The 15,343-nt window shown below is 68.1% G+C and carries 17 protein-coding genes and 1 tRNA gene; 13 read left to right on the forward strand and 5 right to left on the reverse strand.

Translation table 11 applies throughout. The annotated features are described in order from the left end of the window. The first annotated feature begins 63 nt into the window (after positions 1-63). The 3 genes from IU452_RS24890 (at position 64) to IU452_RS24900 (ending at position 2,196) form a co-directional block, all read left to right on the forward strand. A complete protein-coding gene (locus tag IU452_RS24890) occupies positions 64-843 on the forward strand; it encodes an enoyl-CoA hydratase-related protein (RefSeq protein WP_195111558.1) in 780 nt (259 codons plus the stop codon). 64 nt (positions 844-907) lie between these two features. Further along, positions 908-1,339, forward strand: a complete 432-nt coding sequence (locus tag IU452_RS24895) for a helix-turn-helix domain-containing protein (RefSeq protein ID WP_195111559.1) — start codon at positions 908-910, stop codon at positions 1,337-1,339. Next, positions 1,336-2,196: an alpha/beta fold hydrolase gene (locus tag IU452_RS24900; protein WP_195111560.1), complete on the forward strand. Its 861-nt coding sequence runs from the start codon at positions 1,336-1,338 to the stop codon at positions 2,194-2,196. The genes IU452_RS24895 and IU452_RS24900 overlap by 4 nt, the downstream gene beginning before the upstream one ends. Here the strand turns inward: IU452_RS24900 and IU452_RS24905 are convergent. Further along, positions 2,175-2,915 carry an SDR family oxidoreductase gene (locus IU452_RS24905; protein WP_324192803.1) on the reverse strand — a complete coding sequence of 247 codons (741 nt, stop codon included), beginning with the start codon at positions 2,913-2,915 and terminating at the stop codon, positions 2,175-2,177. The genes IU452_RS24900 and IU452_RS24905 overlap by 22 nt on opposite strands. A gap of 52 nt (positions 2,916-2,967) precedes the next feature. Between IU452_RS24905 and IU452_RS24910 the strand changes: the two genes are divergently transcribed. Beyond that, entirely contained in the window at positions 2,968-3,279 is a 312-nt protein-coding gene (locus IU452_RS24910; protein ID WP_228818671.1) for a winged helix-turn-helix transcriptional regulator, read from the forward strand. 10 nt (positions 3,280-3,289) lie between these two features. Here IU452_RS24910 and IU452_RS24915 read toward each other — a convergent pair whose 3' ends face one another. After that, a complete protein-coding gene (locus tag IU452_RS24915; RefSeq protein WP_195111561.1) occupies positions 3,290-4,045 on the reverse strand; it encodes a DUF2071 domain-containing protein in 756 nt (251 codons plus the stop codon). 147 nt (positions 4,046-4,192) lie between these two features. On the opposite strand from IU452_RS24915, the gene IU452_RS24920 reads away from it, so the two are divergent. The 4 genes from IU452_RS24920 to IU452_RS24935 all read left to right on the forward strand — a co-directional run bounded on the left by IU452_RS24920 (position 4,193) and on the right by IU452_RS24935 (position 8,538). Next, a complete protein-coding gene (locus IU452_RS24920) occupies positions 4,193-4,645 on the forward strand; it encodes a hypothetical protein (RefSeq protein WP_195111562.1) in 453 nt (150 codons plus the stop codon). Positions 4,646-4,751: 106 nt separating this feature from the next. Further along, complete coding sequence (locus IU452_RS24925) at positions 4,752-5,657, forward strand: metal-dependent hydrolase (protein ID WP_195111563.1); 906 nt, start codon at positions 4,752-4,754, stop codon at positions 5,655-5,657. Beyond that, positions 5,654-6,760 (forward strand): PDR/VanB family oxidoreductase, encoded by a 1,107-nt coding sequence (locus IU452_RS24930; RefSeq protein WP_195111564.1) that lies wholly within the window; start codon positions 5,654-5,656, stop codon positions 6,758-6,760. Before IU452_RS24925 ends, IU452_RS24930 begins: the two co-directional genes overlap by 4 nt. Before the next feature lie 14 nt (positions 6,761-6,774). Further along, positions 6,775-8,538: an SDR family oxidoreductase gene (locus tag IU452_RS24935; RefSeq protein WP_324192804.1), complete on the forward strand. Its 1,764-nt coding sequence runs from the start codon at positions 6,775-6,777 to the stop codon at positions 8,536-8,538. 7 nt (positions 8,539-8,545) lie between these two features. Here the strand turns inward: IU452_RS24935 and IU452_RS24940 are convergent, their stop codons facing one another. Continuing rightward, on the reverse strand, positions 8,546-9,565 hold the full coding sequence (locus IU452_RS24940; protein ID WP_195111566.1) for a TerC/Alx family metal homeostasis membrane protein: 1,020 nt from the start codon (positions 9,563-9,565) through the stop codon (positions 8,546-8,548). A gap of 241 nt (positions 9,566-9,806) precedes the next feature. Here IU452_RS24940 and IU452_RS24945 point away from each other — a divergent pair, with 241 nt between their 5' ends. After that, positions 9,807-10,799, forward strand: a complete 993-nt coding sequence (locus tag IU452_RS24945) for a zinc-binding dehydrogenase (protein WP_195111567.1) — start codon at positions 9,807-9,809, stop codon at positions 10,797-10,799. A gap of 39 nt (positions 10,800-10,838) precedes the next feature. Here the strand turns inward: IU452_RS24945 and IU452_RS24950 are convergent, their stop codons facing one another. Continuing rightward, positions 10,839-11,273 carry a nitroreductase family deazaflavin-dependent oxidoreductase gene (locus tag IU452_RS24950; RefSeq protein ID WP_195111568.1) on the reverse strand — a complete coding sequence of 145 codons (435 nt, stop codon included), beginning with the start codon at positions 11,271-11,273 and terminating at the stop codon, positions 10,839-10,841. 128 nt (positions 11,274-11,401) lie between these two features. Here IU452_RS24950 and IU452_RS24955 point away from each other — a divergent pair. Next, positions 11,402-11,478, forward strand: a tRNA-Ile gene (locus IU452_RS24955). Positions 11,479-11,751: 273 nt separating this feature from the next. On the opposite strand, the gene IU452_RS24960 is transcribed toward IU452_RS24955, so the two are convergent. Next, positions 11,752-12,195, reverse strand: coding sequence for a MarR family winged helix-turn-helix transcriptional regulator (locus tag IU452_RS24960; RefSeq protein WP_195111569.1), 444 nt, complete (start codon positions 12,193-12,195; stop codon positions 11,752-11,754). Positions 12,196-12,378: 183 nt separating this feature from the next. Between IU452_RS24960 and IU452_RS24965 the strand changes: the two genes are divergently transcribed. The 3 genes from IU452_RS24965 (at position 12,379) to IU452_RS24975 (ending at position 15,222) form a co-directional block, all read left to right on the forward strand. Further along, positions 12,379-13,800 (forward strand): MFS transporter, encoded by a 1,422-nt coding sequence (locus IU452_RS24965; RefSeq protein ID WP_195111570.1) that lies wholly within the window; start codon positions 12,379-12,381, stop codon positions 13,798-13,800. Between the two features lie 71 nt (positions 13,801-13,871). After that, positions 13,872-14,729 (forward strand): hypothetical protein, encoded by an 858-nt coding sequence (locus tag IU452_RS24970; protein WP_195111571.1) that lies wholly within the window; start codon positions 13,872-13,874, stop codon positions 14,727-14,729. 253 nt (positions 14,730-14,982) lie between these two features. Continuing rightward, on the forward strand, positions 14,983-15,222 hold the full coding sequence (locus tag IU452_RS24975) for a hypothetical protein (RefSeq protein WP_195111572.1): 240 nt from the start codon (positions 14,983-14,985) through the stop codon (positions 15,220-15,222). Positions 15,223-15,343 lie beyond the last annotated feature (121 nt).

The following is a 15,343-nucleotide window of genomic DNA, read 5'->3' on the forward strand; positions in this document are numbered from 1 at the left end:
GAATTCAGGACTGTTCGCCCGCACCTCCGGGCAGGGGGTGTTGTTCGGATCTACCGTGACACTATGACCGCCTTGGAATATCAGCATCTGCTCGTCGCCCGGGACGGCGACACCATTCGCATCACCATGAACCGGCCCGATCGGCGCAATGCGCTCTCGGGTGACCATCTGGCCGAGTTGCTGGCGGCATTCCGGGCCGCGGGCGAGACCGACGCCACCGGCATTGTGCTCGCGGCGGCCGGGCCGGTGTTCTCCGCCGGGCACGACTTCGCCGACGTCGCCGCCCGCGACCTGCTCGGAGTGCGTGAACTGCTGACGTTGTGCACCGAGCTGATGTCGACCGTGGAATCGGTGCCCCAGGTCGTGATCGCGCGGGTGCACGGCTTGGCCACCGCGGCCGGATGCCAGCTGGTGGCCTCCTGCGACCTGGCCGTGGCCGCCGAGTCGGCCGGATTCGCGCTGCCCGGCGGTAAGAGCGGGTGGTTCTGTCACACCCCGGCGGTGCCGGTGGCCCGTGCCATCGGGCGCAAGCGGCTGATGGAGATGGCACTGACCGGTGACCCCATCGATGCCCGCACCGCCGCCGAGTGGGGACTGATCAACCGCGCGGTGCCCGAGGCCGACCTGGATGCGGCCGTCACCGAGCTGCTGGCCCGTGCCACGCGTGGCAGCCGCGCCGGGAAGGCCCTGGGCAAACGCACCCTCTACGCCCAGCTCGATCGCCCCGAATCCGATGCCTATGCGATCGCCCTGGAGGTCATGGCCGCCGCCTCCCAGCTGCCCGGCGCCCGCGAGGGAATGGCGGCGTTCCTGGAGAAGAGGCAGCCGGTATGGCCCGACTAATCCTCCCCATCCTTCCCTAAAATTACCTATTGCGCCCTTTGATAGGGAAGTTTAGAGTACTTCTGTGACAGATCGTCTGTACTCGGTGGAGGAGGTCGCCGAGCGGCTGGGCCTACATGTGCGCACCGTGCGCGGCTACGTGCGCGACGGGCGGCTCCCGGCGGTGCGCATCGGCAAGCAGTACCGGATCGCCCATGCGGATCTGGAGGCGTTCACCGGGCGACCGGTGCCCGCGCCGATGCGGGAGACGGTCGCGCGGCAACGGCACAGCGAGGCCTCGAGCATCGTCGAGATCGATGCCGTCGACCCGCACACGGCTTCCCGGCTCAGCACTCTCGTGATGAGCGCGGCGGCCAACCGAGATCCGGACGACCAGCCACTGCGGGTCCAGACGATCTACGACGAACAGCGGGCCCGGATGAAGGTCATCGTCGTGGGTGGCCTGGCGGACACCGCCCGGCTGTTCGATTACATGGAAGGAGTGCTCACGTCGTGAGTGCGATCTACAAATCCGAGGCCGGTGAGCAGGAAGTCCTCGGCAGATACCGGGAGCTGTTGCGCGAGTGGCCCGTTCCCGCCGAACAGCTACGGGTGCCGACGCGCGAGGGGGAGACCTTCGTGCTGGTCTCCGGTCCGGCGGACGCGCCGCCGCTGGTGCTGCTGCACGGTTCCGGCGCGAATACGACGACCTGGCGCGGCGATATCGCCGCTCTGGCACAGCGTTTCCGCACCTATGCCGTCGATCTGGTCGGCGAGCCGGGCCTCAGCGCCCCGTCGCGCCCGGCGTTGAATTCCGAGGCCGTGGCGCTGTGGCTCGACGATGTGCTTGCCGGACTGGGGATTACGCGCACGGCGATGGCCGGGATGTCGCTCGGCGGTTGGACCGCATTGGACTACGCGATCCGCCGGCCCGATCGGGTGAACAGGCTGGCCCTGGCGTGCCCGGGCGGGGTCGGCCGTCAGCGGTACGGCTGGATGCTGAAACTGGCACCCCTGCGGCTGCTGGGCCGCCGCGGGCTGCGTCGGTCGGCACGGATCGTGACGGGACTGGACACGCCGCAGACCGAACCGTTGCTCGACGACGTGGTCTCCACCTTCGTCCACTTCCGGCCGCGCACCGAACGCCTGCCCCTGTTCACCGATGAGCAGCTGCGCGGCCTGAGCATGCCGGTGCTGGTCATCGTGGGTGGACGCGATGTCATGTTCGACTCCGCCGAAACCGCCCGCCGGATCGGCGAATGCGTGCCGGAGGCGACGGTGCGGTTCCTGCCGGAGGTCGGGCATGCCATTCTCGGGCAGACCGACACCCTGCTGGAGTTCCTGTCTCGCGGTTACTCCGTGACGGCCAAGTAGTCGGCGCCGCCGATATAGACGGTGTGGCCGGGCTCGGCGTCGGCGGTGGTGGCATCGGCGACCGCGGTCGCGAATTCCTCCACCGTCGGCAGCGGGCCGTGTTCGGTGCGGGCGGCCACGGCATCCGGATCGCGGCGCTCGAGCAGCCGCACGATGATGGTGCCGTCGATCATGTCGCCCGACACCACGGTGAAACCGAGGCCGCGACCGGCGAATTCGGGTATCAGCTCCCGCAGCGCGTCCTCACCGGCGCGCTTGCTGGCGGCGATCGGTTCGTAGACGGCGGGCACCGGCTTCCTGCCGTGGAAATGGGCCTGATGACTGGTGACGAAGACGATCCGGCCCCCGGAAGGCATGTGCGGCAACGCCGATCGCACCAGCCGCAGCTGGGCGTCGCGGTTGATGGCCATGGCGTAGCCCGCGGGTGCGCCGTGTTCCAGCCCGCCCGACGCATTGAGCACGAGCACATCGAGGCGGCCGAACTCCGCGGCGATGTTCTCGATCAGCGCCCGCGCCGCCGCCTCGTCGGACAGGTCGGCCCCGGCGATCGATGCGCTCCCACCGGCGGCGGTGATGGTATCGGCGAGATCCTGTGCCCGCCTGCGCTTCTCGCGGTAGTTGAGTACCACGTGGTCGCCACGCGCCGCCAGGATCCGGGCCGTCTCCGCGCCGATGCCGCGCGAGGCGCCCGTCACCACTACAACTCGTCGTGCACCCACTGGTCCTCCCACTCGAATGCTTCTGAATCAGAACTAACTATGCTGGTTCGAAATGAGAAGTGCAAGTGAATCCAGACTGGCGGCCATGGAGTTGCTCGGCCAGCGCTGGATGCTGCGCGTGCTGTGGGAGCTGCAGCCGGGTCCGCTCGGGTTCCTGGAACTGCGCCGCCGCATGGGCAACTGCTCGTCGAGCATGTTGTCGGCACGCCTGCACACCCTGCAGGATGCGGGCCTGGTCGTGAAGCGGGCGGACAAATCCTACGAATTGACCACTGCCGGGGTCGAACTCGGGCGCGCCCTGGAAGCGGTGTGGTCGTGGTCGGAGCGGTGGAGCGAGTCGCTGCGCGGCGGTGCGCCGGAGTGACGCCGCTCGGTCAGCCGCGCCCACCGGCCGGTGCCGATTGCTCGCCGACCCGCATGGGGGTGACCGGTGCCCACGTCGCAGTGATATTGCGCATGAGCAGCGTGCAGTCGAGAGCGGCGCTGCCGGGCGGGAAGCGGTTCGGATCGTCGAAGTAACTGGAGCGGGCCGCCCGCGTGCGGACCGGCTCGATGCGCCAGCGGTCGGTGGACAGTTCGAGACCGTCCAGGCATGCCGGATCCCGGCCGTCGGAGAAACCCGTTGCGCCGCAACGGAAGAAATCCGAGGCGGTCGCGAGATCGGGGAACAGGGCGCTGCCTTCGAAACGGTCGGCCACCTGCCCCTCCACGCTGACATGCACATCGAGATCGCGGCTGGTGTAGCTGACCTGCAGATCGTCGCTGTCCTCGCGCACATCGAAATCCGCGAGATAGTGCACGCCCGGGAACAGCCGTCCGCCCAGCCACACATTCAGAGCGGAACCACTGTCGCGGCGCGGAATATAGACCCCTGTCTCGATCCCGTCGGGTCCTGCCCATTCGACCGCGATGCGGTGCGCGGCGTTCTCGCTGTGTACCCCGACCGCGGACGGGAGACCGGTGGGGCGCACCTGAGCCAGGCGAATCAGACAAATTCCGGCAACCGCCCACCCGTTGACCTGCCGCGGTCGCAGCGGCGCCGGTATCAGCGGCTCCACGACGGCGGGCTCGACGCGATAGTTCACCAACAGGCGTCGCTCGATGACACTGGAGATGCGCGGTTGAATCATGGGCGAGTTCCGCTCTCATGCAACGGGCAAATACATGGCAAATAGTACTGCCGATGCCGTGCTCGCGCGCGCCGAGTGGCGGCCCGCGCTCGACGACCTCATACGCTACCCTGCGACCAGGCATGGGACGACGGGTGCGGGGCGGCGATGGTGAGCAAGGGATGGGTGCGGGACGGTCGGCGCATACTCGGCGCGGTGATGCTGGGCGTCGTCGCGCTGTCGGCCTGTGGCTCGCCGGACTCCCCGCCCGCGGACGCGATTCGTGACGCCGCCTCGAAGGCCCCGGGCGGCCCGCCGGAAGTAATCGACTGTTCTTTTCGCCCACCGGCCGTTCGTCCCGCCGACCTGATCCTCGCCTGCGCCGACCTCGGCATCCGGGTGGAGCACATCGAGTGGAAGTCCTGGGGCCCGGACCGGGCCGAGGGTGACGGTGTCGCGCGGGAGAACACCTGCACCCCCAACTGCGCCGCCGGTAACTTCGTCACCAAGCCCGTGCATGTCGTGCTCTCCGACGTGGTCGAACCGGGGCACGTCTTCACTAAGGCCACCACCATCGATGCCGAGGGCAAGGTGCTCATCCGGCCGCTGACCAGGCGCTGAGCCCTCCGATTTCTAGGTGTAACTCCAGGTCGCATATATTGGTAAACTGTTGCTACGCTCACGAAGCAATGGCAGTGGTGCCGGGATCAGAAGACCAGGAGTACCGATGAAGTTACTTCCCATTCGGACACGAAGCCGCGCGATCGACCCGGGTGAGGTGGCCCTGCATGCCCGCAATGTGCACTTCGACTGGCGCGATACCCCGTTGCACTGGATGGCGTCGGAGCCGATCGCCTCGCATGTGATCAATGCGCTGAATCTGCTGCTGCCCGAGGGGGAGCGGATGTTCTGCCAGGCATTCTCCGAGGCACTGCCGCTGGTCAAGGACGAGAAGCTGCGCGAGCAGATGCTGGGCTTCATCGGCCAGGAATCCATGCACGCCGAGACCCACAACGGGGTGCTGGACGAGGTGCTCTCGGCCCACGGCATCGAGGTCGAACCGTATGTGCGGCAGATGGAGTTTCTGTTCCGCAAGACCCTGGGCCCGCGCGACGGCCTGGACGCGCAGAAGCAGTTCCAGACGCTGGTCGAGCGGCTGGGGTTCATCGCGACCCTCGAGCATTTCTTCGCATTCCTGGGTGACTGGGTGCTCAACGCCGATCTGGAGCGGTTCGACGCGGATCCGAACGTGCTGGATCTGTTCCGCTGGCACGGCGCGGAGGAGGTCGAGCACCGCTTCGTCGCCCACGACGTCGCCGAATACTTCGATATCGGCTATCTGCGCCGCTGTGCGCTGATGCTGCTGGTCTTCCCGATCTTCCTCTCGCTGGTGCTGCGCGGCACGAAATACCTTGTGCACCAGGATCCGTCGCTGCCGAATATGCGGTATCCCCGGCTGGTTCTGCGGGTGTTCGGCTCGATGTGGCGCGGGGCGCTGCCGGGAGTTCCGTCGCTGCTGTGGAGTGCACTGTCGGTGTTCCAGCCCGGCTACACCCCCGAATCGGTGGGTTCGACCGCGCAGGCGGTGGCATATCTGGCCAAGTCACCGGCGGCGCGGGCGCTGGCGTCGTGAGCACTCGGCTACCGGCGCCCGCCCAGCCACCAGCGGACCTGTACGGAAAGCAGCGCAGCGACAGGGCGATCCGGGTCTTCGATGCGATAGCCACGACCCGGCTGCGCTGGACGATGCTGATCAATCGGCGCGACCCCGCCGGTCGCGTCGACGATCGGCGGCTGACGCTCACCGTCGTCGAGCGCCGGGTGGAGGCGCACGACACCGATGTCATCAGCCTGCTGCTCACCTCGCCCGACGGGTGCGAGCTGCCCGCCTGGCGGCCCGGTGCGCATCTGGATCTCGAGCTGCCCTCGGGACGGCTGCGCCAGTATTCGCTGTGCGGCGACTCGGCCGATCGGCACAGCTATCGCATTGCGGTGCGGCGCATTCCGGACGGCGGCGGCTCGCTGGAGGTGCACGAGGCGCTGCGCACCGGGAGCCGGGTGACCGTACGCGGCCCACGTAACGCCTTCCCGTTCGTCCTGCCCGGATACGGATCCGGCTGTGCCCGGCTGCATTTCGTGGCGGGCGGCATCGGCATCACCCCGATCCTGCCGATGGTGCGGATGGCGCATCGGCTCGGCGTGGATTGGTCGCTGGTCTACACCGGCCGCAGCCGGGACACGATTCCGTTCCTGGACGAGGTGGAGGGCTTCGGGGAGCGGGTCACCGTGCGCACCGACGATACGCAGGGCCTGCCGGGGGCGGCCGACCTGCTCGCCGGGGTCGGCCCGGACACCGCGATCTACTGCTGTGGCCCGGTGCCCATGACGGCGGCGATCGCCGCCGCCGTGCGCGAAATGCCCGGTGTGGAACTGCATTCCGAGCGGTTCTCGGCGCCGCCGGTGGTGGACGGCAGGCCCTTCACCCTCGAATTGGCACGCACCGGTGAGGCGGTCGAGGTGCCCGCCGACCGCTCCGCGCTGGAGCGGGTGCTGACGGTGCGGCCCGACACCGCGTATTCGTGCCGGCAGGGCTTCTGCCGCACCTGCCGGGTGCGGGTGCTGGCGGGTGAGGTCGACCATCGCGACACCGTCCTGACCCCCGGCGAACGCGCCGCGGGCGACATGCTGATCTGCGTATCGCGCTGCGCCGGTGATCGTTTGGTGCTGGATCTGTGAGCAAGGAGAACAACGTGACCGACCGCGTCCTCGTCCCCGAGGCGGAACGGACCGTCCGCAGCGGCGAATTCGACCTCGCCGTCTACGAATACGGCGATCCGAGCGCCGAGACCGTGGTGCTGGTGCACGGCTGGCCCGACGATCATCATCTGTGGGATCGGGTGGTCCCGCTGCTGGCCGATCGGTTCCATGTCGTCGCCTACGACACCCGTGGCCATGGCCGCTCCACCCGCACCGACCGCACCGACGACTACCGGCTGGACCGGTTCGCGGCGGACTTCTTCGCCGTGGCCGAGGCGGTCAGCCCCGACCGGCCGGTGCACGTACTGGCCCACGACTGGGGGTCGGTGCAGATGTGGGAGGCGGCGTGCGAGCCCGGTGCCGCGGCGCGGATCGCCTCGTTCACCTCGGTGTCCGGGCCCAATCTCGATCATCTCGGAAAATGGATGCGCGCCAAGCTGTCTCGCGGCGCGGTGTGGGGGCCGTTCACGCAGCTGCTGTCGTCGGCCTACACCTTCCTGTTCATGACGCCCGGGGTGCCGCGAGTGGTGCTGCGGCCGCTGTCGGCGGAAAAGGTGTGGCAGCGGTTCGTCGGGCTGATGAACGAAACCGCCCCCGAGAACGTGAAGCTGGGACCGACCTTCCGGGCGGACTTCTTCGACGGGATGCGGATCTATCGCGCCAATATCGTTCCGCGCATACTCAATCCGCGCGAGCGTCGCACCGAGGTGCCGGTGCAGTTGATCATTGCGGGGCGCGACGTGGCCGTGCGACCGGCGGGATACGCCGATTCGCAGCGCTGGGCGCCGCGGCTGTGGCGGCGTGAGGTCGCCGCCGGGCATTGGCTGCCGTTCTCCCATCCGGAGCTGTTGGCCACCTCCACCGCCGAATTCGTCGAGGCCCTCGCCGGGGGTGAGGCGCCGCGGACGCTGCGCCGGGCCGAGGTCGGCCGCGAGCGGGGGCCGTTCGAGGATCAGCTGGTGGTGATCACCGGCGGCGGCAGCGGGATCGGGCGTGAGACGGCGCTGGCATTCGCGCGCCGCGGGGCGGAGATCGTGCTGTCGGATATCAATCTGGACGCGGCGAAGGAGACCGCCGAACTCGTGGCGGCCGCCGGTGGCGTGGCGCACGCGTACGCGCTCGACGTCTCCGACGAGGCCGCGGTGGCCGACCATGCCGCCGCGGTGCTGGCCGCGCACGGCGTGCCCGACATCCTGATCAACAACGCCGGCATCGGGCAGGCGGGGGAGTTCTTCGACACCCCGGCAAGCGATTTCGACCGGGTGCTGCGGGTGAATCTGGGCGGAGTGGTCAACGGGTGCCGCACCTTCGGCGCGGCCATGGCCGAACGCGGTCTGGGCGGACATATCGTAAATCTGTCGAGCATGGCCGCGTATATGCCGCAGCGCGGATTCAGCGCGTACTCGACCAGCAAGTCGGCGGTGTTCATGTTCTCCGACTGCCTGCGGGCCGAATTGGCGGGCAAGGGAATTGCGGTGCACACCGTATGTCCGGGCGTCGTGCACACCAATATCGTTGCCACCACCAAGTTCTCGGGCCTGTCGGCCGAGGAGGAGGCCCGCAAACAGGCCAAGTACGACAACCTCTACCGCATGCGGCAGTACGGGCCGGACAAGGTGGCCGAGCAGATCGTGCGCGCCGTCGAACGCGACCGAGCCATCGTCCCGGTAACACCGGAGGCCCACCTGCAGTACCACTTCCACCGCCTGGCCCCCGCCCTGGCCCGCTTCTTCGCGGCCCGCGTGAAGCTGACGTGACAGGGCGCTAGGAGGCGGGAGCCGAAGCGGGCGAGTCGACCTCGCCGTTCTTGCGGCGGGTCGCTCGCAGGCTGGTCAGCGTGACCACGATCAGCACCACGACGATCACGGCCAGCGAGGCCACCGTCGGGATCTCCGGGACACCGTCCCAGATCCCGTGGGCCCAGTGCAATGTCAGCTTCACGCCGATGAAGCCGAGGATCACCGCCAGCCCGTAGGACAGGTGGACCAGCCGCGACAGGGCGGCCTGCAGGACGAAATACAATGCGCGCAAACCGAGCAGTGCGAAGGCGTTGGTGGCGAAGACCAGATACGGATCGCCGGTGACGCCGTAGACCGCGGGCACCGAATCGACCGCGAACACCACATCGGTGGCCATCACCGCCGTCACCACCAGCGCCAGCGGGGTCAGCGCGAGTCTGCCCGCCTCCCGCACGGTCATCCGGGTGCCGTGGTAGTCGTCGGTCACCGGCATCACCCGGCGCATCAACCGCACCGACCGCATCGAGGAGACGTCGACCTCCTGATCGTGCCCGGTGACGGCGTCCCTCAGCAGTTTCGCCGCGGTGACCAGCAGGATCGCGCCGAACAGCAGGAAGGCCCAATCCAGCGAGGCCAGGGCGGCGGCGCCGAGCGCGATGAAGATGCCGCGCAGGACGAGCGCGCCGACGATCCCGAACAGTAGCACCCGCTGTGCCAGCGCCGTGGGCACCGCGAACGCGGCCAGCAGCAGCATGAACACGAACAGGTTGTCCACCGACAGCGACTTCTCGAGGACATAGCCGGTGAAGAATTCGGTGGCCGGGGTGCCGCCGTAGGCCGCCCACACCACCAGGCCGAAGGCGATCGGCAACGCCAGATAGAACACCGTCCACCGGACCGCCTCGCGCATCGACACCTCGTGCGGGCGGCGGGTCACGGCGAAATCGAGAGCCAACAGCGCTAGCACGCCCACGATCGTGGCGGCCCACAGCCAAGGGGTACCGATGGTGTGTAGGACCGGCGGTGCGGACTGAAGCGTGGTCATAGGGCTCCTCGGGTACGGCAGAACACCCGAGGTCTCCTTCGCCCGATGTCGGGCGGCCACCCGGGGATTCCGACGGCGGAATCCGTACTGACCGGCATGGCACTTGGGAAGTACTCCCCTCGTTGTTCAGGATAGCGAACCTTTTGCCCGATCACCAATCGGCCCCGCCGCCTTGACCTAAAGGATACTTCAGGTTGGAGGCTGGTGTGCGTATCCGATGACGGAAGGGATGTGACCGGGAATGCGTGCAGCAGAAGTGAAAGCGTTCGGCGGGCCGGAGGTGCTGGTGACCGTGGAGGTGCCGGACCCGGTGGCGGGGCCGGGTGAGGTCGTGGTCGACGTGGCGGCCGCCGATGTGATGTTCCTCGATACCCGGCTGCGCAGCGGGTGGGGTCTCGACTTCTTCCCGGTCCAGCCGCCCTACATTCCGGGCGGTGCGGTGGCCGGGGTGGTGTCGGCGGTCGGTGCGGGTGTCGATCCGGCTTGGGTCGGCAAGCGGGTGGCGACCACGACGGCGGCCAGCGGCATCGGGAGCGGACTGCCCATCGGCGGCTACGCGCAGCGGGCGCCGGCACAGGCGGACGGGTTGGCCGAGCTACCGGAGGGCCTGGACTTCGTGCACGCGGCGGCGCTGGTGCACGACGGGCGCACGGCGCTCGCGGTCGCCGAGCGGGCGGAATTGCGGGCGGGGCAGCGGGTCCTGATCACCGCCGCGAGCGGGGGCCTGGGCACGCTGCTGATTCAGCTCGCTCGCGCCGCCGGGGCGCAGGTGATCGCGGCGGCGCGCGGCGAGGCTAAACTCGCGCTGGCGCGGCGGCTCGGTGCCGCGGTGGTCGACTACGACGAACCCGGCTGGGCGGACCTGGTTCTGGAGCTGGCCGGTGGGGAGGGCGTCGACGTGGTCCTCGACGGCGCCGGTGGCCGGATCGGGCAGGATGGGCTGGGGGCGGTGGCGTCCGGCGGCCGGTTCATCGCTTACGGCAACGCCGCAGGCGGATTCGCCGAACTCGACGCCGAAAGCGCTGCGGCGCAGGGCCTTACCGTGATCACCCTGATGGACCTCACCACAGATGAGACCGACTGGGGCGAATTCGGCAGGCAGGCCCTGCTGCGCGCAGCGGCCGGAGATCTGGAAGTCGTCGTGGGACAGACCTTTCCGCTCGATCGTGCGGCCGACGCCCACGCCGCCATCGAGGCCCGCACCGCCGTGGGCCGCACGATCCTGACGATGTGAGGCCCGCCTGCGGCCCGGCTCGGTCCGGGCCGCACCCGCCTACGCGTCGCGCGGGCTCAGCACCACCACGGCGATCGTCCGATCGGTCATCTTCTGATACTGCGCGTACCGGCCGTGATTCGCCTTGTCCGCCAGCGCCCATCGGCGCGCGTAGTCCGGATCGTCGCGATAGGTCGCCCGCGCCGTCACCGGGGTCCGCCGCCGCCCCACCTGAATCTCGCACTCCGGCTTCGCTTTCACATTCGCCAGCCACCCCGGCGGCCGCGGCGACCCGCCATTGGACGCCACCACCACATAATCCGCCCCATCCCGCGCATACGTCAGCGCATTGACCCGCGCCAGCCCCGTCCTGCGCCCCACCGTCCGCAACAACAGGGTCGGATTCCCCATCAACAGCCGATGCCCCACCAACCCATCCGACTTCTCATACACCCACTGATGCACCCGCAGAACGTTCCTGAACAAATCCGCCATCCCGTTCCTCCCTATCCGTCCCCTTCGATCCCCCGGCGACACACTATCGACCACCGCGGGTCCGAGTAGGCGAGCACGGCCCCGACCCGGTAGCATCGCCCACGCCTGCAGATATCCACTGCGGCCGGGGGGCGGTAGCTCAGTCGGTTAGAGCCGCGGACTCATAATCCGTTGGTCGCGGGTTCGAGCCCCGCCCGCCCCACCAAGTGTCCTTGACCTCGACGAATGCGGCGAGTGTACAGCGGGTCGCAGCCATCGCTCTAGATCGCGCGAGTCGACTCGGGTGTATTCGTAACTCGGCCGCATCACCGCATCATCGGTTGTCGCACCGACAAATTCACCGTTACGGGCAGCGGCCACCCAGAGGCCAGGGACGTGGTGTCCCAATCCCACGGAGATTCATCCCCGCACGCCACCGTCGCGCATTTGCTTCACGATCGTCTGAACGAACCTTGGACTCTGAAACGCCTCGAAGGCGTCAGTCCGGGGGCGTGTCGATGAGCAGGCGAATACCGTCGATCAGCGCCTGCGCCTGCCAATCGGGCCAGTCCGCGATTCGGTCCGCGAGGTGCCGGGTCAGTGCGTCGCGGAGCCCGGTGACTGCGGCGCGACCCTTGGGCGTCAATGCGAGCAGGGTCGCCCGACCGTCGCTGGGGTCGGGACTGCGCTCGATCAGGCCCGCGGCTTCGAGTCGGTCGGCATAGCGACTTGCGCCGGATCGGTCGATACCGACCTCGTCGGCAAGCCGCGCCGCCGATTGCGGTCCGAGCCGAGCCAGCCCACTCAGCACCGGGTAGGTCTGGCGATCGACACCCGTCGGCGCCGAATCGAGGACCGCGTCGTAGAGCGCGCTCCGGTTGCGCCGCAGCAACAGCTGTCCCAGCGCTTGTTCCAGGTCACGTGCCAGTGCCGCATCCGCCATTCGCCAATGATACGTGCGAATCGCACGCAATGACTGTAGCGTACGAAATGCGTGCAAGTCGCACGCACTTACCTAAGGAGATCTCATGGACATCGGTCACGTGCTGACCCCACGCATCATCGGTCAGCCGGACGACGATCTTGCGACGCTGATCGGCACGCTGCGGACCGGCGGGGCACGGTGATGACCGAGAGGCGTCGCAGCGCGCTGATCGGGCCGGTGCTGGTGCTGGCCACGCTGGTCGCCAGCATCATCAGCTCGTTCGGTGCTCCGCTCATCCCCACTGTTGCTCGCGATTTTCATGAGTCGCTGAGCACGGCGCAGTGGTCGCTGACGGTGGCGCTGCTCGTCGGCGCGGTGAGTTCCCCGGTCCTGGGCCGGCTCGGCGACGGCCCGCGACGGCGAGTGACGTTGCTCGGCGGCTTGGCCGTGGTCACGGCGGGCGGTGTCGTTGCTGCGCTGGCAGGCGGCTTGGCGATATTGCTCGTCGGCCGCGGACTACAAGGCGTCGGGCTCGGGCTGGTGCCGTTGGCGATGGCCACCGCTCGCGACGAACTGCCTCAGGCCGAGGTGGCGCCGATGATCGCGCTGTTGTCGGTATCGGCGGGGGCCGGCCTCGGCGCCGGTTACCCGATCAGCGGATTGCTCGCCGAGGCGTGGGGATTGGCGGGTGCGTACTGGTTCGGCGCGATCGTGTCCGGCTTCGCGTTGATCGGTGTCGCCGCAGTCGTACCGTCGAGCGCGGGGCGTGGCGCCCCTGACCGGCTCGACTGGGTCGGGGCGGTACTGCTCGCACTGGCGCTGGTCACCGCACTGGTGGCAGTGGCAGAGGGGACAGAGTGGGGCTGGGGTTCGCCAGCGATCATCGGTCTATTGGCCGCCGGGGTAGTGCTCTTCGCGGTGTGGGCCGTGCAGCAGCTGCGCGCCGAGAACCCGTTGGTTCAGCTGCGTCTGCTGCGCCATCCATCCGTGTTTTCCGCCGATGCCTGCGCCATGGTGCTCGGTGTCGCGATGTACATGGTGCTTTCGGGGGTGACGGAGTTCGTGCAATCCCCACGCTCGGGTGGATTCGGGTTCTCCGCATCGGCCGTCGTGGCCGGCCTTGTCCTAGTTCCCCTGTCCTTCTTCATGCTGAGCAGCTCCCGCACCCTGCCAACCTTGGTGACACGCGTAGGGATCCGGGCGGTGCTGACGCTGGGCTGCCTCGTGGCCGCGCTGGGCTGCGGATTCTTCGCCGTCTTCCATGGCGCCCTATGGCAGGCCTTCGTCATGTCGGGTGTCCTGGGAGTGGGACTGGGCACCACCTTCGCCGCGATTCCCGGTTTGATCGTGCAGGCGATCCCTGCCCGGGAGACAGGTAGCGCCTTGGGCTTCTACCAGGTGGTCCGCTTCACCGGCTTTTCCATGGGCAGCGCGCTCACCGCCACCATCCTGGCCGCTCGAGTCAGCGGCAACGGCCAACCAACGGTGGGCGGCTACACCATGGTGCTGTGGATCTCCGCCGGCATCTGTGTCATCGCCGCCGCCCTTGCCTGGTTCCTGCCCGCCCGATCCACCCGGCCCATCACGCCCGCGGAGCGCCTGCCCGCCGACGAGACGACGTGAAGTGTTGTCCACCTGCGAGCGGTCGTCAACCTGCCTATTGGCGACACGCTCCGCGGCGCGGGCGCAGAGCCATGCGAACCGGGCCGTGGCGCATTTTCCGCGACGCGCGCCGCCGAGCCGACCGCGGCCCATACCGAGAGAAGGCCGCCGGCGCCGATCGCGGCCGCATCCGGGCCGCGATCCAGTTCCTCGACTGGCTCGAAACCCTCGACACCCCGTTGAATGCCGTCTCCCAGCACCACATCGACGCCTGGTTCGACACCCACCGCACCAAGCACCAAACACTGGTCGCCTTTCTGCGCTGGCTCCGCGATCGCCATCTAGTCGCCGATATCGAAATCCCCACCACCGATCACGGCCTGCCGCAACACTTTCAAACTCGAGACCAGCATCAGCAACAGCTCCGCCGATGTCTGACAGACCCGACCCTGCCTCTCGAGGTCCGCGTCGTCGGCGCCCTCGTCCGGCTCTACGCCGTCCCCCTCACCCAGCTCGTGGAACTCACCATCGACCAGTTCCACCGCACCGACACCAGCGCCCACCTCATCCTCGACCGACACCGAACCCTGTTGCCGCCCTCCTTGGCCCAGCTCGTGGACGACCTGGCCCTCCGCCCGGGCGCCGACTCGCTGACCCGCGGTACCGCAGGCATCAGCCCGCGCTATTTGTTGCCCGGCCGCCCGCCGTCACGGCCGCGCAACCCGTACGGACTGGCCAATCTGATGCGCCGCCACGGCCTTCCGCTGCGAGTTGCCCGCAACACCGCCATGATCACCGCCATGGCCGACCTACCGGCTACCGTCGCGGCCGACATCCTGGGCATCGCTCCCAACACCGCCGCCAAATGGGCACGCTACGCACAAACCGACTGGGCCCACTACCTCAGCCACCACGAGCAACCAAGTGCAAACTCCGCGAACTGCCCGTGAACAGCGGAAATACGCATTCGGAGCGCGAACCGGATTCGCCGCCCGCAGGTGACACTGTCCGGTCATGGCTCCCCTTTATGTCAAGACGTCGATGTGGGTATCCGGGAAGGCTTGAGGTAAACGCTGTCGTGTCACAGCAGAAGTGCCGCCTGTGTGGCCCGTGGAGCCCCGAACGTGGTTCGGGGCATAGGGGGGGTATAGGTTGCCGTTCAAGATCGCTGTGCGGGCATACGGGGGGCGGTATCGGGCTAGTATGACGCGCGTGTGGTTCAAAAAGTACGTGATCGTGTTCGGGGTGCTGTTGGTGTTGTCCTGCGGGTTGTGGGTGTTCGGTAAGTGGGTGGAGAACCCCGCCTTGTTCGACTTCTCGGACTGTTCGGGGGCCTACTGTCCGCCGGAGGTGTACCAGTCGATTGCCGCGCAACCGACCGTGACGACGGGGCCGGATGGGCGGGATTACTTTACGGCTGAATCGGTTTCGTGTTGTCGATGATCTGCGGTTTCCTCCATGCTGGACAGACCTGTTCCGTTGCACATTACGCAACCGAGAGGCCACCAGCCATGGACAACGAATTCGTCGAGATCTGTGGACGCCTGGGCACCCCAGGGACTCC

The organism is Nocardia transvalensis (assembly GCF_015477765.1).
Classification (GTDB): Bacteria; Actinomycetota; Actinomycetes; order Mycobacteriales; family Mycobacteriaceae; genus Nocardia; species Nocardia transvalensis_A.